The 23327-nt window shown below is 64.7% G+C and carries 20 protein-coding genes; 9 read left to right on the forward strand and 11 right to left on the reverse strand.

The window, feature by feature from the left end:
* Positions 1-50 precede the first annotated feature (50 nt).
* Positions 51-1610, reverse strand: a complete 1560-nt coding sequence (locus RAM80_RS15105; RefSeq protein WP_416427485.1) for a BCCT family transporter — start codon at positions 1608-1610, stop codon at positions 51-53.
* A gap of 334 nt (positions 1611-1944) precedes the next feature.
* Between RAM80_RS15105 and betI the strand changes: the two genes are divergently transcribed.
* The 7 genes from betI to yccS all read left to right on the forward strand — a co-directional run bounded on the left by betI (position 1945) and on the right by yccS (position 12533).
* Positions 1945-2538, forward strand: a complete 594-nt coding sequence (betI, locus tag RAM80_RS15110; protein WP_416427276.1) for a transcriptional regulator BetI — start codon at positions 1945-1947, stop codon at positions 2536-2538.
* A 53-nt stretch (positions 2539-2591) separates the two neighbouring features.
* Positions 2592-4064, forward strand: coding sequence for a betaine-aldehyde dehydrogenase (betB, locus tag RAM80_RS15115; protein ID WP_416427278.1), 1473 nt, complete (start codon positions 2592-2594; stop codon positions 4062-4064).
* A 134-nt stretch (positions 4065-4198) separates the two neighbouring features.
* Positions 4199-5893, forward strand: coding sequence for a choline dehydrogenase (betA, locus tag RAM80_RS15120; RefSeq protein WP_416427279.1), 1695 nt, complete (start codon positions 4199-4201; stop codon positions 5891-5893).
* 145 nt (positions 5894-6038) lie between these two features.
* Entirely contained in the window at positions 6039-7460 is a 1422-nt protein-coding gene (gene mdtD, locus RAM80_RS15125) for a multidrug transporter subunit MdtD (RefSeq protein WP_416427280.1), read from the forward strand.
* Positions 7461-7565: 105 nt separating this feature from the next.
* Positions 7566-8903, forward strand: a complete 1338-nt coding sequence (gene dbpA, locus RAM80_RS15130; RefSeq protein ID WP_416427486.1) for an ATP-dependent RNA helicase DbpA — start codon at positions 7566-7568, stop codon at positions 8901-8903.
* A 141-nt stretch (positions 8904-9044) separates the two neighbouring features.
* Positions 9045-10223, forward strand: a complete 1179-nt coding sequence (locus RAM80_RS15135) for an NAD(P)/FAD-dependent oxidoreductase (protein WP_416427282.1) — start codon at positions 9045-9047, stop codon at positions 10221-10223.
* Between the two features lie 117 nt (positions 10224-10340).
* The gene (gene yccS, locus RAM80_RS15140) at positions 10341-12533 is read left to right on the forward strand and encodes a YccS family putative transporter (protein WP_416427283.1); all 2193 of its coding nucleotides are present in this window, start codon (positions 10341-10343) and stop codon (positions 12531-12533) included.
* Here yccS and RAM80_RS15145 read toward each other — a convergent pair whose 3' ends face one another.
* Positions 12534-13274: a substrate-binding periplasmic protein gene (locus RAM80_RS15145; protein ID WP_416427284.1), complete on the reverse strand. Its 741-nt coding sequence runs from the start codon at positions 13272-13274 to the stop codon at positions 12534-12536.
* Positions 13275-13431: 157 nt separating this feature from the next.
* Between RAM80_RS15145 and RAM80_RS15150 the strand changes: the two genes are divergently transcribed.
* Positions 13432-13887 carry a GNAT family N-acetyltransferase gene (locus tag RAM80_RS15150; RefSeq protein WP_416427285.1) on the forward strand — a complete coding sequence of 152 codons (456 nt, stop codon included), beginning with the start codon at positions 13432-13434 and terminating at the stop codon, positions 13885-13887.
* 82 nt (positions 13888-13969) lie between these two features.
* Here the strand turns inward: RAM80_RS15150 and RAM80_RS15155 are convergent, their stop codons facing one another.
* Genes RAM80_RS15155 through RAM80_RS15165 form a run of 3 tightly spaced genes read right to left on the reverse strand, consistent with a single transcriptional unit; the run spans position 13970 to position 16950 of the window.
* Entirely contained in the window at positions 13970-14266 is a 297-nt protein-coding gene (locus RAM80_RS15155; RefSeq protein ID WP_416427286.1) for a winged helix-turn-helix domain-containing protein, read from the reverse strand.
* Positions 14267-14283: 17 nt separating this feature from the next.
* Complete coding sequence (locus RAM80_RS15160) at positions 14284-14781, reverse strand: YgjP-like metallopeptidase domain-containing protein (RefSeq protein ID WP_416427287.1); 498 nt, start codon at positions 14779-14781, stop codon at positions 14284-14286.
* Between the two features lie 48 nt (positions 14782-14829).
* Complete coding sequence (locus RAM80_RS15165) at positions 14830-16950, reverse strand: putative bifunctional diguanylate cyclase/phosphodiesterase (RefSeq protein ID WP_416427288.1); 2121 nt, start codon at positions 16948-16950, stop codon at positions 14830-14832.
* A 335-nt stretch (positions 16951-17285) separates the two neighbouring features.
* Between RAM80_RS15165 and RAM80_RS15170 the strand changes: the two genes are divergently transcribed.
* On the forward strand, positions 17286-17957 hold the full coding sequence (locus RAM80_RS15170) for a polysaccharide lyase family 7 protein (protein ID WP_416427289.1): 672 nt from the start codon (positions 17286-17288) through the stop codon (positions 17955-17957).
* A gap of 48 nt (positions 17958-18005) precedes the next feature.
* Here RAM80_RS15170 and RAM80_RS15175 read toward each other — a convergent pair whose 3' ends face one another.
* The 6 genes from RAM80_RS15175 to epd all read right to left on the reverse strand — a co-directional run bounded on the left by RAM80_RS15175 (position 18006) and on the right by epd (position 23254).
* Positions 18006-19016, reverse strand: a complete 1011-nt coding sequence (locus RAM80_RS15175; protein ID WP_416427290.1) for a hypothetical protein — start codon at positions 19014-19016, stop codon at positions 18006-18008.
* Positions 19017-19176: 160 nt separating this feature from the next.
* Positions 19177-20241 carry a class II fructose-bisphosphate aldolase gene (gene fba / locus RAM80_RS15180; protein ID WP_416427291.1) on the reverse strand — a complete coding sequence of 355 codons (1065 nt, stop codon included), beginning with the start codon at positions 20239-20241 and terminating at the stop codon, positions 19177-19179.
* Positions 20242-20344: 103 nt separating this feature from the next.
* Positions 20345-20668, reverse strand: a complete 324-nt coding sequence (locus tag RAM80_RS15185; protein WP_416427292.1) for an MliC family protein — start codon at positions 20666-20668, stop codon at positions 20345-20347.
* Between the two features lie 99 nt (positions 20669-20767).
* Positions 20768-20986, reverse strand: coding sequence for a hypothetical protein (locus RAM80_RS15190; RefSeq protein ID WP_416427293.1), 219 nt, complete (start codon positions 20984-20986; stop codon positions 20768-20770).
* 33 nt (positions 20987-21019) lie between these two features.
* On the reverse strand, positions 21020-22183 hold the full coding sequence (locus tag RAM80_RS15195; protein WP_416427294.1) for a phosphoglycerate kinase: 1164 nt from the start codon (positions 22181-22183) through the stop codon (positions 21020-21022).
* A gap of 12 nt (positions 22184-22195) precedes the next feature.
* Positions 22196-23254, reverse strand: coding sequence for an erythrose-4-phosphate dehydrogenase (epd, locus tag RAM80_RS15200; protein WP_416427295.1), 1059 nt, complete (start codon positions 23252-23254; stop codon positions 22196-22198).
* Positions 23255-23327 lie beyond the last annotated feature (73 nt).

Consider the following 23327-nt stretch of genomic DNA (forward strand, 5'->3'; position numbering starts at 1 on the left):
TGGCAAGCCAGCTCCCACAACCACAAGCCAAGCAAGGATTTATCGCGAACTCAACGGCGAATAAACTCCCGCCCACCCAACGCCAGCAACTCCGCCTGCATCTGTTCCAGGCGGTCCTCTTCTTCTTTCGCGTCCTGCTTCATGGCCTTCACCAGGCCGAACATGAACAGCACAAGCACCACCGAGAACGGCAGGCCTGCCAGCACCACCATGGTCTGCATGGCTTCGAAGTTGCCTGCGAACAGCAGGCCGATGGTCACTAGCGTGATGATCGCCGACCAGAGGATACGCAACCAGTGAGGGGCATCTTCATCCACGTCGCCGCCTTTGCACGACAGGTTGGCCATCATCACCGCGCCGGAGTCGGCCGGGGTGAGGAACAGCACGAAGCCGACGAAAATAGCCACGCCGATGACGACCTTCGACGCCGGGTAGTGGTCCAGCAGCTGGTACATGGCCATCGAAGGCTGTTCCAGCGCCGTCTTGCCCAACTCCACTGCATTCTGGTTCATCACCAGGTCCAGTGCGGTATTGCCGAACACCGACAGCCACGCCAGGGTGAAACCCAACGGAATCAGCAGCACGCCAAACACCAGTTCACGCACCGTGCGGCCACGGGAAATACGCGCGATGAACATGCCCACGAATGGCGCCCAGGAAATCCACCACGCCCAGTAGAACAGGGTCCACAGGCCCAGCCAGCGCTCGGACTTGGCGGTGTCGCCGGTGTACACGTACAGGTCGAAGGTCTTCAGCACCACGCCGTTCAGGTAGTCGCCGATGTTCTGGATGAAGCCGTTGAGCAGGTGCAGCGTGTTGCCGGCCAGCAGCACGAAAATCAGCAGGCCGCTGAACAGCACGATGTTGAGGTTGGACAGCCGGCGAATGCCGTTCTCCACGCCCGACACCGCGGCGATGGTGGCCACCGTGCTCATCACCAGGATCACGATCAGCAGGTTGGTGTTGCTGTGCTGCATGCCGAACAGGTGCTCCAGCCCCGACGACACCTGCATGGCGCCAATGCCCAGGTTGGTCACCAGGCCCAGCAGGGTCACGAACATGCCGAAACCGTCCACCGCGTCACCCGCCAGGCCCTTGACCCAGCGCTGGCCCACCAGTGGGTACAGCGCCGAGCGCAGCGCCAGCGGCTGGTTGTGCCGGTAGGCGAAATACGCCACCGCCAGGCCCACCAGCGCATAGATCGCCCAGCCGTGCAGGCCCCAGTGCAGGAACGTCAGCTGAATGGACTGACGAGCGGCTTCATGGCTGGCCGAAACGCCCTCGGGCGGGTTGAAGAAGTGGTCCAGCGGCTCGGAAGCGCCGAAGTACAGCAGCGAAATACCGATGCCCGAGGAGAACAGCATGCCGGCCCACGCGCCGTAGCTGAAATCGGGGGTGTCGTCCTTGGTCCCCAGCTTGAGTTTGCCGAACGAGGTGAACGCCAGCGCCACCACGAACACCAGGTAGGCGCCGATCACCAGCATGTAGTACCAGCCGAAACTTTTCGACAGCCAGTCCTGGGCCACGCCCAGCAAATGCCCAGCCTGCTGGGGTGCGGCGATCAGCACCGCGGTCAGCAGCAATATCAGAATCGTCGATGCGTAGAACACGACGGGGTTGAGCCGAACCCTTTCGGTGGGGTTCTTGATCAAGGAGGCAGAACTCATGGCACAGATGCTCCAGGCAGTGCGAGAGAAGGACACACAAGGACTCATTCCTTTGGCGAATGGACCAATGCCCACACGCCAAGGAGTGATATAAAGCACCTCGATTTTTTTCGGAGTGCCATTTGTGCCACCAGGACGCCCGCAAAGCATGTCAATGGCACAAATTGTCGCAGAGCTTATTCTTTGTTGATTGAACGTTCAATCAAAACAAAATAGACTGGTCTTCGCCGAGACGGGCGGCTTGCTGTCCGTCGCGAGGCCAAAGGAGAAGTTTTCAATGCCCAAGGTCGGTATGCAGCCCATACGCCGCCAGCAGTTGATCGAAGCCACTTTGCTTGCGGTCGACCAGGTCGGGATGGCAGATGCCAGCATTGCGCTGATCGCCCGCTTGGCAGGGGTGTCGAACGGAATCATCAGTCACTACTTTCAGGACAAGAACGGCCTGATCGCGGCGACCATGCGCTACCTGATGAACGCCCTGATCGAAAACGTCCGGGCCCGGCGCCAGGCACTGGGGGACGAAAGCCCCCGCACCCACCTGCAGGTGATCATCGAAGGCAACTTCGACGCCAGCCAGGTCAACGGCCCGGCGATGAAAACCTGGCTGGCCTTCTGGGCCGCCAGCATGCACCAGCCGTCTTTGCACCGGTTGCAGCGGATCAACGACCACCGCCTGTATTCCAACCTGTGCTGCCAGTTCCGCCGCGTCTTGCCGCAGGAACAGGCACGCACCGCCGCCCGCGGGCTGGCGGCGCTGATCGACGGGCTGTGGTTGCGCGGCGCGCTCTCGGGCGACGCCTTTGACACTGACCAGGCGGTGCAGATCGCCTACGAATACATGGATCAGCAACTGGCGAAGCAGATGAACTAGCGGCAAGCCGCTCGCATCTGCCCAGCTCCCAGACAAGCACTTGCGAGGACACTATGGCCCGTTTCGAACTGCAAAAACTCTACATTGACGGCGGTTACGTGGACGCTTCCAGCGACGCCACCTTCGACGCCATCAACCCGGCCAACGGCGAAGTCCTTGCCCAAGTGCAACGGGCGACCGAGGCCGACGTGGAGCGCGCCGTGGTCAGCGCCGAAAAGGGCCAGAAAGTCTGGGCCGCCATGACCGCCATGGAGCGTTCGCGCATCCTGCGCCGCGCCGTGGACATCCTGCGCGAGCGCAACGACGAGCTGGCCGCCCTGGAAACCCTGGACACCGGCAAGGCCTACTCGGAAACCCGCTACGTGGACATCGTCACCGGTGCCGACGTGCTGGAATACTACGCAGGCCTGGTGCCGGCCATCGAAGGCGAGCAGATCCCGCTGCGCGACACCTCGTTCGTCTACACCCGCCGCGAGCCGCTGGGCGTGACCGTGGGCATCGGCGCCTGGAACTACCCGATCCAGATCGCCCTGTGGAAATCGGCCCCGGCCCTGGCCGCCGGCAACGCGATGATCTTCAAGCCTAGCGAAGTCACCTCGCTGACCACCCTGAAACTGGCCGAGATCTACACCGAGGCCGGCCTGCCAGCAGGCGTGTTCAACGTGCTGACCGGCAGCGGCCGCGAAGTGGGCAGCTGGCTGACCGAGCACCCGCGCATCGAGAAAATCTCCTTCACCGGCGGCACCGACACCGGCAAGAAGGTCATGGCCAGCGCCTCCAGCAGCTCGCTGAAGGAAGTGACCATGGAACTGGGTGGCAAGAGCCCGTTGATCATCTTCGACGACGCCGACCTGGACCGCGCCGCCGACATCGCCATGATGGCCAACTTCTACAGCTCGGGCCAGGTGTGCACCAACGGCACCCGCGTGTTCGTGCCCAACGCCCTGAAGGCGGCCTTCGAAGCCAAGATCGTCGAGCGCGTGCAGCGCATCCGTATTGGCAACCCGGAGAACGAAAACACCAACTTCGGCCCGCTGGTGAGCTTCGCCCACATGGAAAGCGTGCTGGGCTACATCGCCAAGGGCAAGGAAGAAGGCGCCCGCGTGCTGTGCGGCGGCCAGCGCCTGACCGACGGCGAGTTCGCCCAGGGCGCCTACGTGGCCCCGACCGTGTTCACCGACTGCCGCGACGACATGACCATCGTCCGTGAAGAGATCTTCGGGCCGGTGATGGCCATCCTCGGTTACGACAGCGAGGAAGAAGTGATCCGCCGTGCCAACGACACCGACTTCGGCCTGGCCGCCGGTATCGTCACCCAGAACCTGACCCGCGCGCACCGCGTGATCCATCAGCTGGAAGCCGGTATCTGCTGGATCAACGCCTGGGGCGAATCCGACGCCAAGATGCCAGTGGGCGGCTACAAGCAGTCGGGCGTGGGCCGCGAGAACGGCATCAGCTCGCTGAACCAGTACACCCGGATCAAATCGATCCAGGTCGAGCTGGGCGAGTACGCCTCGGTCTTCTAAAGCCGCCCCGCCACCCCGTAGGAGCCGACCTTGGTCGCGATGCAGACGCCGCGCGACCAAGTCGAACCGCAGCGATGCCATCGCGACCAAGGTCAGCTCCTACAGTCCCCACATCCACCTGAGGATGCTATTTCATGTCCAAAGAATTCGATTACATCATCATCGGTGCCGGCTCGGCCGGTAACACCCTGGCCACCCGCCTGACCGAAGACAAAGGCGTCACTGTCCTGCTGCTGGAAGCCGGCGGCCCTGACTACCGTGCCGACTTCCGCACCCAGATGCCTGCCGCCCTGGCCTTCCCGCTGCAGGGCCGCCGCTACAACTGGGCCTACGAGACCGACCCCGAGCCGCACATGAACAACCGCCGCATGGAATGCGGCCGCGGCAAGGGCCTGGGTGGCTCGTCGCTGATCAACGGCATGTGCTACATCCGCGGCAACGCCATGGACTACGACGGCTGGGCCAAGCTGCCGGGCCTGGAAGACTGGACCTACCTGGACTGCCTGCCGTACTTCCGCAAGGCCGAAACCCGTGACATCGGCCCCAACGACTACCACGGCGGCGAAGGCCCGGTCAGCGTCACCACGCCCAAGGCCGGCAACAACCCGCTGTTCCACGCCATGGTCGAGGCCGGCGTGCAGGCCGGCTACCCGCGCACCGACGACCTCAACGGTTACCAGCAGGAAGGCTTCGGCCCCATGGACCGCACCGTGACGCCCAAGGGCCGTCGCGCCAGCACCGCCCGTGGCTACCTGGACACCGCCAAGCAGCGCGACACCCTGACCATCGTCACCCACGCGCTGACCGACCGCATCCTGTTCGACGGCAAGCGCGCCGTGGGCGTGGCCTACCTGGTGGGTGAGAGCAACACTCCGGTAGAAGCCCGTGCCCGCAAGGAAGTGCTGCTGTGCAGCGGCGCCATCGCCTCGCCGCAGATCCTCCAGCGTTCCGGCGTGGGCCCGAAAGACCTGCTCAAGAGCCTGGACATCCCGGTGGTGCACGACCTGCCTGGCGTCGGCCAGAACCTGCAGGACCACCTGGAAATGTACCTGCAGTACGCCTGCACCAAGCCGGTGTCGCTGTACCCGTCGCTGCTGTGGTGGAACCAGCCGGCCATCGGCGCCGAGTGGATGTTCAACGGCACCGGCATCGGCGCCAGCAACCAGTTCGAGGCCGGCGGCTTCATTCGTTCGCGCCCGGAATTCGAATGGCCGAACATCCAGTACCACTTCCTGCCGGTGGCGATTAACTACAACGGCAGCAACGGTGTGAAAGAGCACGGCTTCCAGGCCCACGTGGGCTCCATGCGCTCGCCGAGCCGTGGCCGCGTGCAGCTGAAGTCGAAGAACCCGCGCGAATACCCGAGCATCCTGTTCAACTACATGGCCACCGAGCAGGACTGGCAGGAATTCCGCGACGGCATCCGCCTGACCCGCGAGATCATGCAGCAGCCCGCCCTGGACGAGTTCCGTGGCCGCGAGATCAGCCCGGGCATCGAGGTGCAGACCGACGAGCAGCTGGACAAGTTCGTCCGCGAGCACGCCGAGACTGCGTTCCACCCGTCCTGCTCGTGCAAGATGGGCACCGACGAAATGGCCGTGGTCGATGGCCAGGGCCGCGTGCATGGCCTGCAAAGCCTGCGCGTGGTGGACGCCTCGATCATGCCGATCATCACCACCGGCAACCTCAACGCGCCGACGATCATGATGGCCGAGAAAATCGCCGACAAGATTCGTGGCCGCCAGCCGCTTCCGCGCAGCACGGCGGATTACTACGTGGCCGGTGATGCACCAGTGCGCAAGGCACCACTGCGCGCCGTCAGCCTGTAACCCTTGTGGGAGCTGGCTTGCCAGCGAGCTTTTGAGGCCTCAGAAGCTTGCTGGCAAGCCAGCTCCCACGTTGCCAGACAAACCCTTGCGACAAATCACCGCACCCACCTAAGCTAGGCACTCCCCCACACAAGCAAGGGATGTCATGCCGGCCCTTCTAGACCCCCGCACCGCCAAGCTGCTGCCCTGGGTAGTAGCCATCGCTTTCTTCATGCAGTCCCTGGACGGCACCATCCTCAACACCGCCCTGCCCGCCATGGCCCGCGACCTGGCCGAAGACCCGCTGCGCATGCAGTCGGTGGTCATCGCCTACATGCTCACCGTGGCCCTGCTGATCCCGGCCTCGGGCTGGATCGCCGACCGTTTCGGCACCAAGCGCGTGTTCTTCAGCGCCATCGCCCTGTTCAGCCTCGGCTCGCTGGCCTGCGCGCTGTCGGGCAGCCTCACGGTGCTGATCATCTCCCGCGTGCTGCAGGGGCTGGGCGGCGCCTTGATGCTGCCGGTGGGCCGGCTGGTGGTGCTGCGCGCCTACCCGCGCTCGGAGCTGGTGCGCATCCTCGGTTTCGTCACCATTCCCGGCCTGCTGGGCCCGCTGATCGGCCCCACCATGGGCGGGTGGATGGTGGAGTACCTGAGCTGGCACTGGATCTTCCTGATCAACCTGCCGGTGGGCCTGCTGGGCTGCTGGGCGGTGTGGAGCATCGTCCCGGACCTGCGCGGCAGCAGCCGCACGCACTTCGATACCCTGGGTTTCCTGATGTTCGGCGCCGCCATGGTGCTGATCACCATCGCCATGGAAGGCCTGGGCGAGCTGCACCTGCCGCACCTGCGGGTGATGCTGCTGTTGTTCGCCGGCATGGCCTGCCTGGCCGCCTACTGGGTGCGCGCCGCCCACGACCCGGAGCCGCTGTTCTCGCCTACCCTGTTCCGCACGCGCACCTTCGCCGTAGGCATCCTGGGCAACCTGTTCGCCCGCCTGGGCAGCGGCGCCCTGCCGTTCCTGGTGCCGTTGCTGCTGCAGGTGGCGCTGGGCTACTCGCCGGCGCAGGCGGGCATGAGCATGCTGCCGCTGGCGGCCTCGGCCATGCTGGCCAAGTCGGTGGCGCGGCCGCTGATCGAACGCTTCGGCTACCGCATCGTGCTCACCGCCAACACCCTGGCCCTGGGCCTGATGCTGGCCAGCATGGGCCTGGTGACGCCGGACACGCCCTACGTGGTGCTGCTGGTGCAGCTGGGCATCATGGGCGCGGTGAACTCGCTGCAGTTCACCGCCATGAACACCGTGACCCTGATCGACCTCGACGACGCCAGCGCCAGCAGCGGCAACAGCCTGCTGTCGGTGGTGGCGCAGCTGTCCCTGAGCCTGGGCGTGGCCTGCGCCGGGGCCCTGCTGGGCGGCTTCAGCACCGAGGCCGGCACCAACGTGCTGCAGGCGTTCCAGCTGACCTTCCTGACCATCGGCATCATGGCCATGCTGGCGGCGGCGATATTCGTGCAGCTGTCGAACAAGGACGGCAAAAAGGACAGCAGCAACGCTGTTCGTCCGGAACCGGAGATAGAGGCTTAGGGCCAAAGGCCATGGGGCTGGTACACTGCGCGACATTTTGTTTTGCAGGCCAGTCCCGTGACCACCATCGCCACCGCTTTTAACACTTTGCCTTTGTCCGCCGCCATGCTGGCCAACCTGGAATCCCTCGGGTATGCGCAGATGACGCCGATCCAGGCGCAAAGCTTGCCGGTGATCCTCAAGGGCATGGACCTGATCGCCCAGGCCAAGACCGGTAGCGGCAAGACCGCGGCCTTCGGCATCGGCCTGCTGAACCCGATCAACCCGCGCTACTTCGGTTGCCAGGCGCTGATCATGTGCCCCACCCGCGAGTTGGCCGACCAGGTGGCCAAGGAAATCCGCCGCCTGGCCCGCGCCGAAGACAACATCAAGGTGCTGACCCTGTGCGGCGGCGTGTCGTTCGGCCCGCAGATCGCCTCGCTGGAACACGGCGCGCACATCATCGTCGGCACCCCGGGGCGCATCCAGCAGCACCTGCGCAAGGGCTCGCTGGTACTCGACGGCCTCAACACCCTGGTACTCGACGAAGCCGACCGCATGCTCGACATGGGCTTCTACGACGCCATCGAAGACATCATCGAGCAGACCCCGGCGCGTCGCCAGACCCTGCTGTTCTCGGCCACCTACCCGGTGGGCATCAAGCAGCTGGCGTCGAAATTCATGCGCGACCCGCAGACCGTCAAGGCCGAGTCGCTGCACGCCGACAGCCAGATCGAGCAGCGTTTCTACGAGATCAACCCGGAAGAACGCCTGGGCGCCGTGACCAAGGCCCTGGGGCACTTCCGCCCGCAATCGTGCGTGGCGTTCTGCTTCACCAAGCAGCAGTGCCAGGAAGTGGTCGACCACCTGGTGGCCAAGGGCATCAGCGCCGTGGCCCTGCACGGCGACCTGGAGCAGCGCGACCGCGACCAGGTGCTGGCGATGTTCGCCAACCGCAGCACCTCGGTGCTGGTAGCCACCGACGTGGCCGCCCGCGGCCTGGACATCGACGCCCTGGACATGGTGATCAACGTCGAGCTGGCGCGTGACTCGGAAATTCACATTCACCGCGTGGGCCGCACCGGCCGTGCTGGCGAGAACGGCCTGGCCGTAAGCTTCGTGGCCCCGGCCGAGGCCCACCGCGCCCAGGCCATCGAGCAGCTGCAGAAGGCGCCGCTCAACTGGCAGCCGCTGGACAGCCTGGTCGCCAAGGGCGGCGGCCCGCTGCTGCCGGCCATGAGCACCCTGTGCATCGCCGCAGGCCGCAAGGACAAGGTACGCCCAGGCGACATCCTCGGCGCCCTGACCGGCGATGCCGGCATCCCGGGCACCCAGGTCGGCAAGATCGCGATCTTCGACTTCCAGGCCTACGTGGCCGTGGACCGCGACATCGCCAAGCAGGCCCTGCAGCGCCTGAACAACGGCAAGATCAAGGGCCGCTCGCTGCGCGTGCGTATTCTCTGATCACCTGAATCTCCGTAGCCGCTGCCGCCAGGCTGCGCTGGCCCTTTACCCCGCTGAAAATCTCCAGCGGGCACCCCGGCCAGCGCAGCCTGGCGGCAGCGGCTACGGTGTTGTGACACCCCCCATTTCGAGGATGATGTTGTGCGCTCTACCGACGTTGTGATCATTGGCGCAGGGGCCGCCGGCCTGATGTGCGCCTTCAGCGCCGCCGCCCGCGGCCGCCAGGTGCTGCTCATCGATCACGCCAACAAGGCCGGCAAGAAGATCCTGATGTCCGGTGGTGGGCGCTGCAACTTCACCAACCTGTACGCCGAACCCGCCAACTTCCTCTCGCAGAACCCGCACTTCTGCAAGTCGGCCCTGGCCCGCTATACCCAGTGGGACTTCATCGCCATGGTGGCCAAGCACGGCGTGCCGTACCACGAGAAGAAGCTGGGCCAGCTGTTCTGCGACAACAAGTCCAGCGACATCCTGGAAATGCTCCTCGAAGAGTGCAACCAGGTGAACGTCGACCTGCGCCTGGACACCTCGGTGCAACACATCGAGAAGACCGCCACCGGCTACTTGCTGAGCACCAGCATGGGCCAGGTGGGCTGCCAGTCGCTGGTGATCGCCACCGGCGGCCTGTCGATTCCGACCCTGGGCGCCACCGGCTTCGGCTACCAGATTGCCCGCCAGTTCGGCCACGACGTGCTGCCTACCCGTGCCGGCCTGGTGCCGTTCACCATCACCGACCAGCTCAAGGAGCTGTGCACCGAGCTGTCGGGCACCTCGGTGGACTGCCTGGTGAGCTGCAACGACCAGGCGTTCCGCGAGAACATCCTGTTCACCCACCGCGGCCTCAGCGGCCCGGCGATCCTGCAGATTTCCTCGTTCTGGCACCCCGGTGACACCGTGGAGATCAACCTGCTGCCCGACCACGATGCGCTGGACTGGCTGCAACAGCAGCAGGCCGAGCGCCCCAACAGCGAGCTGAAGACCCTGCTGGGCGAACTCTTCACCAAGAAGATGGCCAATCTGCTGGCCGAGCACTGGTTCGCCTCCAAGCCGATGAAGCAGTACACCCCGGCCGAGCTGCGCGACGTGGCGCAGAAGCTCGGCGCCTGGCAGGTCATCCCCGCCGGCACCGAGGGCTACCGCACCGCCGAAGTGACCCTGGGCGGCGTCGACACCCGCGAAGTGTCGTCCAAGACCATGGAGTCGCTGAAAAGCCCGGGCCTGTATTTCGTCGGTGAAGTGCTGGACGTCAGCGGCCACCTGGGCGGTTTCAACTTCCAGTGGGCGTGGGCCTCGGGCTACGCTGCGGCGCAGTTCGTCTAAAACGGCGCGGGCAGTATCCCGGAACAAATTTTGCTGGTAATAAGGGAGCGGCGACAGAGAATCGCCGCTCGCCACGGCTCTATTTAGCTCATCTGCCCAACAGGTTCGCCCCCCTCTATGGCATCGACCTCGTTTCGCCAATCCATGCGCCGGCTTTGGGCGCTCGACAAGTTCAGCTACAGCGTGCGGGTGTTCATCGCCCTCACCGGCTCCATGGCGTTCTGCTGGTACCAGAAGGAAATGCACGCGCTGATCCCGATCTTCCTGGGGATTATTGCCTGCGCCCTGGCCGAGACCGACGACAACTGGCAGGGCCGGGTCAAGGCCCTGGCGGTGACGCTGGTGTGCTTCAGCTGCTCGGCGCTGTCGGTGGAGCTGCTGTTCCCCTACCCCTATTTATTCGTCTGCGCCCTGGCCCTGGCCGCCTTCGGGCTGACCATGCTCGGCGCCCTGGGCGAACGCTACAACGCGGTGGCCTACGCCACGCTGATCGTGGCGGTGTACACCATGATCGGCGTGGACCAGCGCGGCGGCGAGACCAGCAACTTCTGGGAAGAACCGCTGCTGCTGGTCACTGGCGCCGCCTGGTACGGGCTGCTGTCGGTGCTGTGGCAGGCGCTGTTCGCCAACCAGCCGGTGCAGCAGGCCCTGGCCAAGCTGTTCCGCGAACTGGGCTATTACCTCAAGCTCAAGGCCAGCCTGTTCGAGCCCATCCGCGGCCTGGACGTTGAAGCCCGGCGCCTGGAGCTGGCCAAGCAGAACGGCCGCGTGGTGGCGGCGCTCAACTCCACCAAGGAAATCATCCTGCACCGCGTGGGCGGCGGCCGGCCGGGGTCGAAGATCAGCCGCTACCTGAAGCTGTACTTCCTGGCCCAGGACGTCCACGAGCGCGCCAGTTCCTCGCACTACCCCTACAACGCCCTGTCCGAAGCCTTCTTCCACAGCGACGTACTGTTCCGCTGCCAGCGCCTGTTGCGCCAGCAGGGTGCCGCCTGCCGGCGCCTGTCGGAGTCGATCCAGCTGCGCCAGCCGTTCGTCTACGACGACAGCTTCGCCGAGGCCCTGGGCGACCTGCATGCCTCCCTTGAGCACCTGCGCATCCAGAGCAACCCGGCCTGGCGCGGTCTGCTGCGCTCGCTGCGCGCGCTGGCGGCCAACCTGGCTACCCTCGACCGCCTGCTCAGCGACGCCAGCAACCCCGACAAGCTGGCCGACGAAAGCGACAGCAGCCTGCTGGACCGCTCGCCACGCACGCTCAAGGACATGTGGGCGCGGGTGCGACAGAACCTGACGCCCACCTCGCTGCTGTTCCGCCACGCCCTGCGCCTGCCCCTGGCGGTGTCGGTGTGCTACGCCATCGTGCACCTGGTGCCCACCACCCAAAGCTACTGGATCATGCTGACCACGGTGTTCGTCTGCCAGCCCAGCTACGGCGCCACCCGCCGCAAACTGGGCCAGCGCATCGTCGGCACGGCCATCGGCCTGACCCTGGGCTGGGCGCTGTTCGACCTGTTCCCCAGCCCGCTGATCCAGTCGATGTTCGCCATCGCCGCCGGCCTGGTGTTCTTCGTCAACCGCACCACGCGCTACACCGTGTCCACGGCGGGCATCACGCTGATGGTGCTGTTCTGCTTCAACCAGGTGGGCGACGGCTACGGGCTGTTCCTGCCGCGCCTGGTGGACACCCTGATCGGCAGCCTGATCGCCATCATGGCGGTGTTCCTGTTCCTGCCCGACTGGCAGGGCCGCCGCCTGAACAAGGTGCTGGCCAACACCCTGAGCTGCAACAGCATCTACCTGCGGCAGATCCTGGAGCAGTACGCCCGGGGCAAGCGCGACGACCTCAGCTACCGCCTGGCCCGCCGCAACGCCCACAACGCCGACGCGGCGCTGTCGACCACGCTGGCGAACATGCTCATGGAGCCGGGGCACTTCCGCAAGGAAGCCGACGTCGGCTTCCGCTTCCTGGTGCTGTCGCACACGCTGCTCAGCTACCTGTCGGGCCTGGGCGCGCACCGCGCCACCGAGCTGCCGGAGCCGGTGCGCACCGAGCTGATCGAGGGCACCGGCCTGACCCTGGCCGCCAGCATCGACGAAATCGCCACCAGCCTGGCGAACAAGACCCCGGTGGCGCTGCACAGCGACGCCGAGGAAGCCCTGGCCAACGCGCTGGAGCAGATGCCCGAGGAAATCGATGAAGGCCAGCGCCTGGTGCAGACGCAACTGGCGCTGATCTGCCGCCAGCTGGGGCCGCTGCGCACCCTGGCGGCCCACCTGATCAAGGACAAGGCCGCGCCGGCGGCGGCCTGATCACATGCCGTACTGCTTGAGCAGGCGCGCGTAGCTGCCATCGGCCTGCATCTGGCCGATGGCCTTGTCGAAGGCGGCGACGATCTTGTCGTGGTCAGGATTTTTCAGGCTGACCAGAATGTGCAGGTGGTTCAGGCTCAGCGGCTGCGGCAGGAACTCCACCTGGTCGCGCACCCGGGCCACCTCGTGGCTGAGGTAATAGCGCGCCACGTACTCATCCTCCAACGTCAGCTCCACCCGCTGGGCCGCCAGCATGCGCACGCCCATGGAGAAGTTGTGCACCTGCACCTTCTGCAGCAGGTCGTCGTTGTCGAACGCACCGGAGTAGGCATAGCCGCGCACCACCGCCACAGGGTAGGGGTGCAACGCGTCGAGGTCGCCACTGAAGGTAATGGGCGAGCCCTTGCGCTTGAGGAACAGGATGCGGTTCTGCAGGTAGCTGCCGGAGAACTCGCCGATGTGCGTGCGCTCCTCGTTGTACCAGGCGTTGACCAGCACATCGTAGTGGCCTTCCTCGATACCCAGCAACGCGCGCGCCCAGGGCACCTGCTCGAACTGGCTGGCGTAGCCGGCCCGGGCCAGCGCGGTGGTGACCAGCTCGGTGGCCAGGCCGCCGTTGACCATGGTGGCGTCGGTGAACGGCGGCCAGGCATCGGCCACCAGGCGCAATTTATCGGCCCAGGCCACCTGCGCGAACAACAGCAATCCAAGCAAATACGAGGCTCGAAGCAAGTGCAGCATGCTCAAGATCCTGTAGCGGGCTCCTGGCCCGTCGGCGTGGTGGTGCAGCCTGCATTCCCGTACAGAGCCTAGCTCAACATCGACGGAATTGGCCTTGATGCCCCCAGTCTCTTTATGATGACGGTTGGCGAGCGTTTCGTTTTTTCCAGGAGTACACATGACCACCCAATGGGTCTGCAAACACCATGGCGATCTAGGTATCGACCAGCTGTACCGAATTCTGCAATTGCGCACCCAAGTATTTGTGGTGGAGCAGCAATGTCCGTACCAGGAAGTCGACGGGCTGGACCTGGACGGCGACACCTGCCACCTGATGGGCTGGCAGGGCGACCAGCTGGTGGCCTACCTGCGCCTGCTGGACCCCACTGCGCATGACGGCGACGTGGTCATCGGCCGCGTGGTGACCGCGCCGTCCGCCCGCGGCCAGGGCCTGGGCCACGAGCTGCTGGTGCAGGGGCTGTGGCACGCCGACAAGCTGTGGCCGCAGACGCCGATCTACCTGTCGGCCCAGGCGCACCTGCAGGGGTACTACGGCAAGTACGGCTTCGTCGCCGAAGGCGAGGAATACCTGGAGGATGACATCCCCCACATCGGCATGCGCCGGGCCGTGTGATCGGCGTCGCCCCCATCGCGACCAAGGTCGTCTCCTACGGGTGTAGGAGCCGACCTTGGTCGCGATGGCGACGACGCGCTCCTCAGGGGTAGCCCAGGATCTGCTTGATCGCCACCAGGTTGCGGCCGATCCAGGCTTTATCAATCGCTCCCCAATCGCGCACCACGTACTGGCCGATGTGGTTGCGCTCCCCTTGCGCCTGCTCGAACTCGCAGACGATGTCCAGGTCGGCCAACGCCAGCAGCGTGTCCTGGGCGGTGCGCCGGGGCATGCCGGTAGCCTCGGTGATGGCCGGCACGCTGCGGGCGGTGCCGCTGTCGATCAGCCAGGCCACGTAGAGGCGGCGGTAAAAGCTGGTCTTGGTCTTGCTGACTTCCATCGAACGTTCCTTGTCGGTCATTGCGCCAGGTCGCGCCAGGTCAGGTAGATGCGCAGGTCGAATTCCAGCTGATGGTAACCCGGCTGCATGTATTCGCAGAGCTTGTAGAACGCCTTGTTGTGGTCCGATTCCTTCAGGTGGGCCAGTTCGTGCACCACGATCATCTTCAGGAACTGCGGCGCCGCGTCCTTGAACAGCGAGGCGATGCGGATCTCTTTCTTGGCCTTGAGCTTGCCGCCCTGCACCCGTGACACCGCCGTGTGCAGGCCCAGCGCGCGGTGGGTCAGGTCCAGGCGGTTGTCGTACAGCACTTTGTCCAGGTTCGGCGCGTTGCGCAGGTGTTCCTGCTTGAGGTCCAGCGCGTAGCTGTACAGCGCCTTGTCGCTCTGCACGTCGTGGCGGTCGGGGTAGCGCTGCCGCAGGTAGTCACCCAGGCGCTGTTCGGCCAGCAGGGTGCGCACCTGGTCTTGCAGGTGCTGGGGGTAGGCTTGCAGGTATTTGAGCGGGGTGGTCATGGCGGCGACACATCATCAAGTCAGCCGCCAGTGTACCCAATTGCGCGCCTACACCGTGGCCCAATCGAACTGGCCCGGGAAGCCGGTGGCGTCGTCGGCGGTCAACGGCTTGGCAACGATGAAGCCCTGGGCCAGCTCGCAACCGTTTGTGCGCAGCCACTGATACTGCTCGCGCGTCTCCACGCCCTCGGCGATCACGGTGATGCCGAAGTCGCGGCACACGCTGATCACGTTGCGCGCCAGGGCCGCGTCGCGCTCGGACTCGGGCAGGCGCGCCACCAGGTGGCGGTCGAGCTTGAGGGTGTCGATGGGCAGGTCGCGCAGCAGCTTGAGCGAGCAATGGCCGGTGCCGAAGTCGTCCAGCGCCACGCGCACGCCCAGGTTGTGCAGCTCGTGCAGCTGGCGCATGGCCTCCTCCTGATTGTGCATCAGCGAGGTTTCCACCACCTCCACTTCCAGCTGCTGGGCCTGCAGGCCGTTCATGGCGATGGCACGCTGCAGTTCGGGCACGAGGTTAGGCATGGCGAACTGGGCGTTGCTGAGGCTGATGCTGAGAATCAGCCCGTCATCGAAGCTGTCGCGCCAGGCATGGCGCTGGGCGGCGCCCTGCTGGTAGATCCAGCTGGTCAGGCGGCTGATCAGCCGGGCCTCTTCCAGCAGCGGAATGAACAGCCCTGGCGGCACGTCGCCGACGCTGGGGTGGCGCCAGCGCAGCAGCGCCTCGAAACCGCGCAGGCGGCCGTCGGCGATGGCCACCTGTGGCTGGTAGACCAGGGTGAAATCCTTTTTCTCGATGGCGCTGCTGACGCTGTCCTCGAGCATCAACCGCGAGCGCGCCCGGCCGTTCATGTCCTGGTCGTAGTAGCGGTACTGCTGGCGCCCGGCCTGCTTGGCCGCGTACATGGCGATGTCGGCGGCGCGCAGCAGGCTGTCGAGGTTGGAACCGCATTCGGGGTAGGTGGCGATGCCGATGCTGACGCCCAACGTCACGTCCAGGCCGTCGATCTGCTGGCACATGGAGACCCGGTCGATAAGCTTTTCCGCGACCTTGGCCGCCTGTTCCGGGTATTCCAGGGTATCGAGCAGCGCGGTGAACTCGTCGCCGCCCATGCGCGCGACGATGTCGTAGCTGCGCAGGCAGTCCTTGAGCTGCTCGGCCACCCAGCGCAGCACCCGGTCCCCGGCGTCGTGGCCGTGGTTATCGTTGATGCGCTTGAAGCCGTCCAGGTCCAGGTACAGCAGCGCCTGGGACTTGTCCGAGCGCTCGTTGCGCACCAGCGCGCTTTCCACGGTCTGATAGAAGCCGCGGCGGTTCAGCAGGCCGGTCAGCGGGTCGGTGACGGCCTGGTATTCCAGCTGCTGGTGCAGGTTGCGCACCACCGACATGTCCAGCACCGTCACCACCATGGCGTGCTGCTCGCCAGGCAGCGGCGCACAGGACAGCGCCGCAGGCAGCTGCTGGCCCGACAGGGTGCACAGCACCGCGTCGTGCACCCGGAAGGTCTCGCGGTTGGCGTAGGCGCGGTAGAACTCGGAGTCGGCCCACTGCCCTACCGTGGGCTTGACCACGAACTTGAGCAGCTCGGCGCCGGTGAGCTCGGCCACCGAGGCGTTGAGCAGGCGCGAGATGGCCGGGTTGGCGAAACTGATACGGCCCTTCTCGTCGATCACCAAAATACCTTCGGCAGCGTTCTCCAGCACCGAGGCGTTGAAGGCGCGGGCGGTTTCCAGGTCGCGGCTCAGGCGCTGCAGGTCGCGGCGGTTACGCTGCTGCTCGAGCAGGGCCTGGACCTTGGGCCGCAGGATCTGTGGGTCGAAGGGCTTGAACAGGTAATCCACGGCGCCGTTGGCGTAGCCCTTGAGCACCGAGGCCTGGTTCTGTTCGTTGGCGGTGAGGAAGATTATCGGGGTCAACCGCGTGCGCTGGCTACCGCGCATCAGGCGGGCCACTTCGAAACCGTCCATGCCTGGCATCTGCACATCCAGCAGCACCAGGTCGACTTCATGTTCCAGCAGCATGCTCAGGGCTTCCACACCGGAAGCGGCCGTCACCACCCGCCAATCCTGACGCTCGAGCAGGGCCCGCATGCTGATCAGGTTCTCGGGGTAGTCATCAACGACCAGTAGCACTGAGCCGCCGTCATTTGGCTGGGATTGCGCGCATTCCATGCATGCTTCTCGTCAAGACATATGGCACCGGCCTTTATGACAAAAACCGGATACAGATCGTTCCTTACTCTAGACCGGGATCCAAAGAAGCGGGAGCCGTTAAAGTGCCAGCACCCTACCAAAGATCGCTTACCCGACTAACGGTAATTTTCCACAGCCCCCGAAATCAAAGGCCTGCAGGTAAATCGACGAAAGGTTGGCGCCAACTAATCGACGTGCCAGCATTAACAATTTAATTTCAGGTCTCTATAAAGAGCGCCCTCTTCAACCCCCGAGCTAAGCGGCCGGGTTGGTTTTCCGGCAGTCGACCGCCGCGATAAAAGGAAGGCAACAACATGATAGACCTATCGACCTGGATGCTCAGCGTTCCGGAAGGAACGCCAGCGCAGACCATCAGTACCCCGACCCTGGTAGCGGGCTTCAAGGACCAGTATTTCCACTCCGATACCGGCACCCTGTTCTTCTGGGCCCCGGTGACCGGCACGGTCACCGACAGCGCCATCTACCCGCGCTGCGAACTGCGCGAGGCCAACGCCGACGGTTCAGTGCGCAATTGGCAGTACTCCACCGCCGACAACACCCTGCGCGCCACCCTGGCCGTCGACCAGGTGCCGTCGTCGGGCAAGGTGGTGATCGGCCAGATCCACGTGTACGGCAGCAACCAGCCGCTGCTCAAGGTGGAATACCAATACAAGACCAAGACCCAGACCGGCAACATCGTCGCCAAGGTGCGCTACCACCTCGACGATGACGAGCCCACGGTGATCCAGGTGGCCACCGGCGTGCCCATGAACAAGCAGTTCAACTACCTGATCCACCTGAGCCCCGGCGGCCAGTTGAGCGTGGATGCGGCGGGCTACACCTGGACCGACCAGATCAGTGGCACCTGGAAGGCCTCGCAGCTGTATTTCAAGGCCGGGGTCTATACCCAGGACAACACCGGGGATGCCACCGAAGGCGGGACGGTGACGTTCTACAAGCTGGCGATTGCCCATACCTCCACGTAGCAGCTGCCGCAGGCTGCGTCAGGCCTTGGACGCGGCCTGCGGCCGCTGCTACGGGGCGGCGTCCTCGGGTGATTGGGCGTAACGCAGGCTCTGCGCGCGCAAGTGGTTGCCGTGGATGCAGTTGTCCACCAGCCGCTGGCGCAGCGACCAGTCGGTGTTGATGATGTAGTGGTTGAGTATCGGTTTGCCCGGCCCCGAGGCGAACCAGGTCATCAGGTCGCCGGAGCGATCATTGGGCACGAAGAACGGCAGCGCGTATTTGCAGGCCTGAACCGACTTGAGCTCCAACTCGCCCTTGGTCTCGCGGCCCACCCGCGCGATGAAATCGCGCAGCTCGTTGTTAGTCGGGGTATGGCTGCCGCTCCAGCGCTGGTTCACCCCGTCCCAGAATTTTGCATCACGCACCGCGCGCTTGTAGGCGATGACGGTATTGGCCGGGCCGGCATTCCAGATCTGGTTGATGGTCATGCGGGCCATGCTCGGGGTTACCAAATGCTGCTCGCCCAACTTTTGCTTAATCAAGGTGGCCAGCTCCAGATGAGCTGCATCAGTGAAATTCTTGAACTCATGGAAGTCGAGGATGACGATTTCCCGAGAGGTAACCTGAAGCAAGCGGAACATCAGCAGATCGCGCAGTACATCACCGGCCACGGTCCGCCCGGACGTGGTGCTATGAAAAATGGAGAATCGGCGCGGGTCACCAGCAGGGTACCCGGAAAAGAACTGCACCCTGAGATCCAGCACCCGGATGCCGCATACCAACTGGCTGAACGGCCCCACATCCTGGCAGGTTTCACTCGAGGGCGTATGCGGGGCCTTCTTGTCGAAGGCGGAGTGGTGCGTGCCCGGCAAGATGCAATCCTGGATCCGCAAGGAACGTGCGCCACTGTAGCGCCCCATCCAGTCAATGCGCTGGTTGTTGAACGGCTGGCAGATGCCGTCCTGCAAGCCACCATTGGGGCACCAGCCAGCCATGGACTCCTGGTCGTCACCGCCCAAACTACAGATATCCGCCGCTGGCAACGGCTCCAGCCCTTCGAAATTGACCAAATCGTTCATGCTGCAATCCTTCATACACGTAAGTAGTGCACGCGAACTTACGGGGTGTGCGAAGCCGATTTAACCCAGAAAACCTTCAACGCCATGCAGCGCTTCCAGACCCGCCGGGCAAAAAAAAACCCCGCCTTTTCAGGGCGGGGCTTTCGGTGTTGCCAGACGCTTAGTTGACCTTGGCGTTCAGCTCGCCCTTGGCGTAGCGCTGGAACATCGCTTCCAGGGAGATCGGCTTGATCTTCGAAGCGTTGCCGGCGGTGCCGAAGGCTTCGTAGCGGGCGATGCACACGTCGCGCATGGCCTTCACGGTTTCACCGAAGAACTTGCGAGGGTCGAACTCGCTCGGGTTGGTGGCCATCAGGCGGCGCATGGCACCGGTGGACGCCAGGCGCAGGTCGGTGTCGATGTTGACCTTGCGCACGCCGTGCTTGATGCCCTCGACGATTTCCTCGACCGGCACGCCGTAGGTTTCTTTAATGTCGCCGCCGTACTGGTTGATGATCGCCAGCCACTCTTGCGGTACCGAGGAAGAACCGTGCATCACCAAGTGGGTGTTAGGGATGCGCTTGTGGATTTCCTTGATGCGGTCGATGGCCAGCACGTCGCCGGTAGGCGGCTTGGTGAACTTGTAGGCGCCGTGGCTGGTGCCGATGGCGATGGCCAGGGCGTCCACCTGGGTCTTCTTGACGAAGTCGGCGGCTTCTTCCGGGTCGGTCAGCATCTGGCTGTGGTCCAGCACGCCTTCGGCGCCGATGCCGTCTTCTTCACCGGCCATGCCGGTTTCCAGGGAACCCAGGCAGCCCAGCTCGCCTTCTACCGACACGCCGCAGGCGTGGGCCATGGCCACGGTCTGCTGGGTGACGCGCACGTTGTACTCGTAGTCGGTGGGGGTCTTGCCGTCTTCGCCCAGCGAGCCGTCCATCATCACCGAGCTGAAGCCCAGCTGGATCGAGCGCTGGCAGACGTCAGGGCTGGTGCCGTGGTCCTGGTGCATGCACACCGGGATGTGCGGGAATTCTTCGATGGCGGCCAGGATCAGGTGGCGCAGGAAGGGGGCACCGGCGTATTTGCGAGCGCCGGCCGAGGCCTGGACAATTACCGGGGAGTCAGTCTTGTCAGCGGCTTCCATGATGGCGCGCATCTGCTCAAGGTTGTTGACGTTGAAAGCTGGGACGCCGTAGCCGAACTCTGCGGCGTGGTCCAGCATCTGGCGCATGCTAATGAGTGCCATCTTGTGTTTATCTCCCGGTCGAGGGTCGTTAATCGTGCAAGCCTGCCGAAGCGGCGGCTGCCATTCAAGTAGTGTAGATCGGGCCTGTGCCCGACCCGCTGCATCACTGGGCCTTGCAGGCCCGGCCAATCAGGTCGTTGGTCGCGACCCAGTACACCAGCCCTTCATTACCTTTGCTGTGGAAGGCCAGCACGCCGTCGCTGAACAGCTCGCCCGACGCGCCGGGCTCGGCTTTCAGGCGGTAGACCTGGTCGCTGCCACCCAGCTTCACTTCCACGCTGTTCTTGCCCGCATCCAGGAAGCGCCAATCGACGGTCGCCTGGCTGTCGCAGGTCCAGTGTGTCCAGTCAGCGGACACCGGGGCCTGGTTGAAACTTGCACATCCACCCAGCACTGCAAACGCCACAAGGGCCATGAAGCCTTTCATTGTACTTCCTCGGGTTGCAGCATGGCGGCAGGCACGCAGGCCCGCCGCTCAGTTCCATCGGACTGAAAAGCCCGCCAGTTGTTCCGACCCGCGGTCGGCTCAGGGGCAACCTTGCCCCGGGGCCTGGTGTTCAGGGTCGTACTTTTCCAGGCCATCCGGGCCCAGGCGCTTGTTGATGACCGGCGCGGTCTCGGCCTGCCAGTCAGCCTGGTAGCAGCCGCCCTTGCCGGGCACCTGCTCGGCTGCAGCGGGCGCCGGCTTGCCGGCGCACCCGGCGAGCACGCCAGCCAGCAACAACAGCGGCAATGCCTTGGTCATCTGGACGCTCCCTTTCCATTCGCGCATGGCGTATCAGGCCTTGGCCCGCTGCTCCAGCATCTCGACGGCCGGGAGCACCTTGCCCTCGACGAACTCGAGGAAAGCGCCGCCACCGGTGGAAATGTAGGAGATGTCCTTGGACACGCCGTACTTGTCGATGGCCGCCAGGGTGTCGCCGCCGCCGGCGATGGAGAACGCCGGGCTCTCGGCGATGGCCTTGGCCAGCACCTTGGTGCCGTTGCCGAACTGGTCGAACTCGAACACGCCCACCGGGCCGTTCCACAGGATGGTCTTCGACGATTTCAGCAGCTGGGCGAACTGCTCGGCGGTCTGCGGGCCGATGTCCAGGATCATGTCGTCATCGGCCACGTCGGCGATCAGCTTGACGGTGGCTTCGGCGGTTTCGGCGAACTGCTTGGCCACCACCACGTCCACCGGCAGCGGCACGCTGACCTTGGCGGCGATGGCGCGGGCGGTGTCCAGCAGGTCCGGCTCGTACAGCGACTTGCCGACCTTGTGGCCAGCCGCGGCCAGGAAGGTGTTGGCGATGCCGCCGCCGACGATCAGCTGGTCGCAGATCTGGCTGAGGCTGTTGAGCACGTCCAGCTTGGTGGACACCTTGGAACCGGCGACGATGGCGGCCATCGGCTTGGCCGGGGCGCCCAGGGCCTTGCCCAGCGCGTCCAGCTCGGCGGCCAGCAGCGGGCCTGCGGCGGCTACCTTGGCGAACTTGGCCACGCCGTGGGTCGAGCCCTCGGCGCGGTGGGCGGTGCCGAAGGCGTCCATGACGAACACGTCGCACAGGGCGGCGTATTGCTGGGCCAGCTCGTCGGCGTTCTTTTTCTCGCCCTTGTTGAAGCGCACGTTCTCGAACAGCACCAGGTCGCCGGCCTTGACGTCGACGCCGCCCAGGTAGTCAGCCACCAGCGGCACGTCGCGGCCCAGGGCCTTGCTCAGGTAGTCGGCCACCGGCTTCAGGCTGTTCTCGGCAGAGAACTCGCCTTCGGTGGGACGGCCCAGGTGCGAGCAGACCATCACTGCTGCGCCTTTCTCCAGCGCCAGCTTGATGGTTGGCAGCGAGGCCAGGATACGCGCGTCGCTGGTGACCACACCGTCTTTCACGGGAACGTTGAGGTCTTCGCGGATCAGCACGCGCTTACCTTGCAGATCGAGGTCGGTCATCTTCAACACTGTCATGTGTTCAGTCCTTCAAGCCTGTTTTAATTGTTGGTTGACGACGTACAGGAAGTGCTCCGCGACGTCGAGCATCCGATTGGCAAAGCCCCATTCGTTGTCGAACCAGGCCAGGATGTTCACCAGGCGCGGGCCTGATACACGGGTCTGGCTGGCATCGACGATGGCCGAATGCGGGTCATGGTTGAAATCACAGCTGGCGTGCGGCAGCTCGGTGTAGGCCACCAGCCCTTTCAGCGGGCCAGTGAGGGCGGCGTCGTGGAGGATGCGATTGACCTCCGCGGCGTCGGTGTCCCGGCGCACCTGCAAGGTGATGTCCAGGCACGACACGTTCACTGTCGGCACGCGCACTGCTTTGGCCTGGATTCGGCCGCCGAGTTCCGGCAGCAGCCGCTCTATTCCGCGCGCCAGCCCGGTAGACACCGGGATGATCGACTGGAAGGCCGAGCGGGTGCGGCGCAGGTCTTCGGCATGGTAGGCATCGATCACCGGCTGGTCATTCATGGCCGAATGGATCGTGGTGATCGAGATGTACTCCAGGCCCAGGGCCTCATCCAGCAACCGCAGCAACGGCACGCTGCAGTTGGTGGTGCAGGAAGCGTTGGACACCAGCGTCTCGGTACCGGTCAATACCTGCTGGTTGATGCCGAACACCACAGTGGCGTCGACATCGGTCTCGCTGGCCATGGGCTGGGAGAACAGCACCCGTGGGGCGCCGGCGTCGAGGAAACGCTGGCCGTCGGCACGGGTATGCCACGCCCCGGAGCATTCTAGTACCAGGTCGACGTCAAGCGCCGCCCAGTCGATGCCCTCGGGGCTGGCGCTGCGCAGTACTTTCACGCAGTCGCCATTGATCATCAGACAGTCGCCTTCGCTGCGCACCTGGCCGGGGAAGCGGCCGTGGGTGGAGTCGAAGCGTGTCAGGTATTCGAGACTGGCCATGTCGGCCAGGTCGTTGATGGCAACCACCTCGAAGCCCGCTTCGGCGCCGCGCTCGTACAACGCACGCATGACGCAACGGCCGATACGGCCGTAGCCATTGAGTGCAACTTTATAGGGGCGTGGCTGGGGCATGAGGTGCTCACTGAAAACAATGGTTCAAACCTTTATGCAAGCTGCAGTGCAAATGCTTTTGTGGGAGCTGGCT

The organism is Pseudomonas sp. App30, from assembly GCF_047947025.1.
In the GTDB taxonomy this organism is placed as follows: domain Bacteria; phylum Pseudomonadota; class Gammaproteobacteria; order Pseudomonadales; family Pseudomonadaceae; genus Aquipseudomonas.

Excerpts from the sequence above, each read along its gene's own strand:
- RAM80_RS15185 (WP_416427292.1), bottom strand. The coding sequence starts at position 20,668 with ATGAAAGGCTTCATGGCCCTTGTGGCGTTTGCAGTGCTGGGTGGATGT.
- RAM80_RS15195 (WP_416427294.1), bottom strand. The coding sequence starts at position 22,183 with ATGACAGTGTTGAAGATGACCGACCTCGATCTGCAAGGTAAGCGCGTG.
- epd (WP_416427295.1), bottom strand. The coding sequence starts at position 23,254 with ATGCCCCAGCCACGCCCCTATAAAGTTGCACTCAATGGCTACGGCCGT.
- RAM80_RS15175 (WP_416427290.1), bottom strand. The coding sequence starts at position 19,016 with ATGAACGATTTGGTCAATTTCGAAGGGCTGGAGCCGTTGCCAGCGGCG.
- yccS (WP_416427283.1), top strand. The coding sequence starts at position 10,341 with ATGGCATCGACCTCGTTTCGCCAATCCATGCGCCGGCTTTGGGCGCTC.
- RAM80_RS15150 (WP_416427285.1), top strand. The coding sequence starts at position 13,432 with ATGACCACCCAATGGGTCTGCAAACACCATGGCGATCTAGGTATCGAC.
- RAM80_RS15170 (WP_416427289.1), top strand. The coding sequence starts at position 17,286 with ATGATAGACCTATCGACCTGGATGCTCAGCGTTCCGGAAGGAACGCCA.
- RAM80_RS15155 (WP_416427286.1), bottom strand. The coding sequence starts at position 14,266 with ATGGAAGTCAGCAAGACCAAGACCAGCTTTTACCGCCGCCTCTACGTG.
- betA (WP_416427279.1), top strand. The coding sequence starts at position 4,199 with ATGTCCAAAGAATTCGATTACATCATCATCGGTGCCGGCTCGGCCGGT.
- betB (WP_416427278.1), top strand. The coding sequence starts at position 2,592 with ATGGCCCGTTTCGAACTGCAAAAACTCTACATTGACGGCGGTTACGTG.
- betI (WP_416427276.1), top strand. The coding sequence starts at position 1,945 with ATGCCCAAGGTCGGTATGCAGCCCATACGCCGCCAGCAGTTGATCGAA.
- RAM80_RS15165 (WP_416427288.1), bottom strand. The coding sequence starts at position 16,950 with ATGGAATGCGCGCAATCCCAGCCAAATGACGGCGGCTCAGTGCTACTG.
- RAM80_RS15160 (WP_416427287.1), bottom strand. The coding sequence starts at position 14,781 with ATGACCACCCCGCTCAAATACCTGCAAGCCTACCCCCAGCACCTGCAA.
- mdtD (WP_416427280.1), top strand. The coding sequence starts at position 6,039 with ATGCCGGCCCTTCTAGACCCCCGCACCGCCAAGCTGCTGCCCTGGGTA.
- fba (WP_416427291.1), bottom strand. The coding sequence starts at position 20,241 with ATGGCACTCATTAGCATGCGCCAGATGCTGGACCACGCCGCAGAGTTC.
- RAM80_RS15190 (WP_416427293.1), bottom strand. The coding sequence starts at position 20,986 with ATGACCAAGGCATTGCCGCTGTTGTTGCTGGCTGGCGTGCTCGCCGGG.
- RAM80_RS15145 (WP_416427284.1), bottom strand. The coding sequence starts at position 13,274 with ATGCTGCACTTGCTTCGAGCCTCGTATTTGCTTGGATTGCTGTTGTTC.
- dbpA (WP_416427486.1), top strand. The coding sequence starts at position 7,566 with ATGCTGGCCAACCTGGAATCCCTCGGGTATGCGCAGATGACGCCGATC.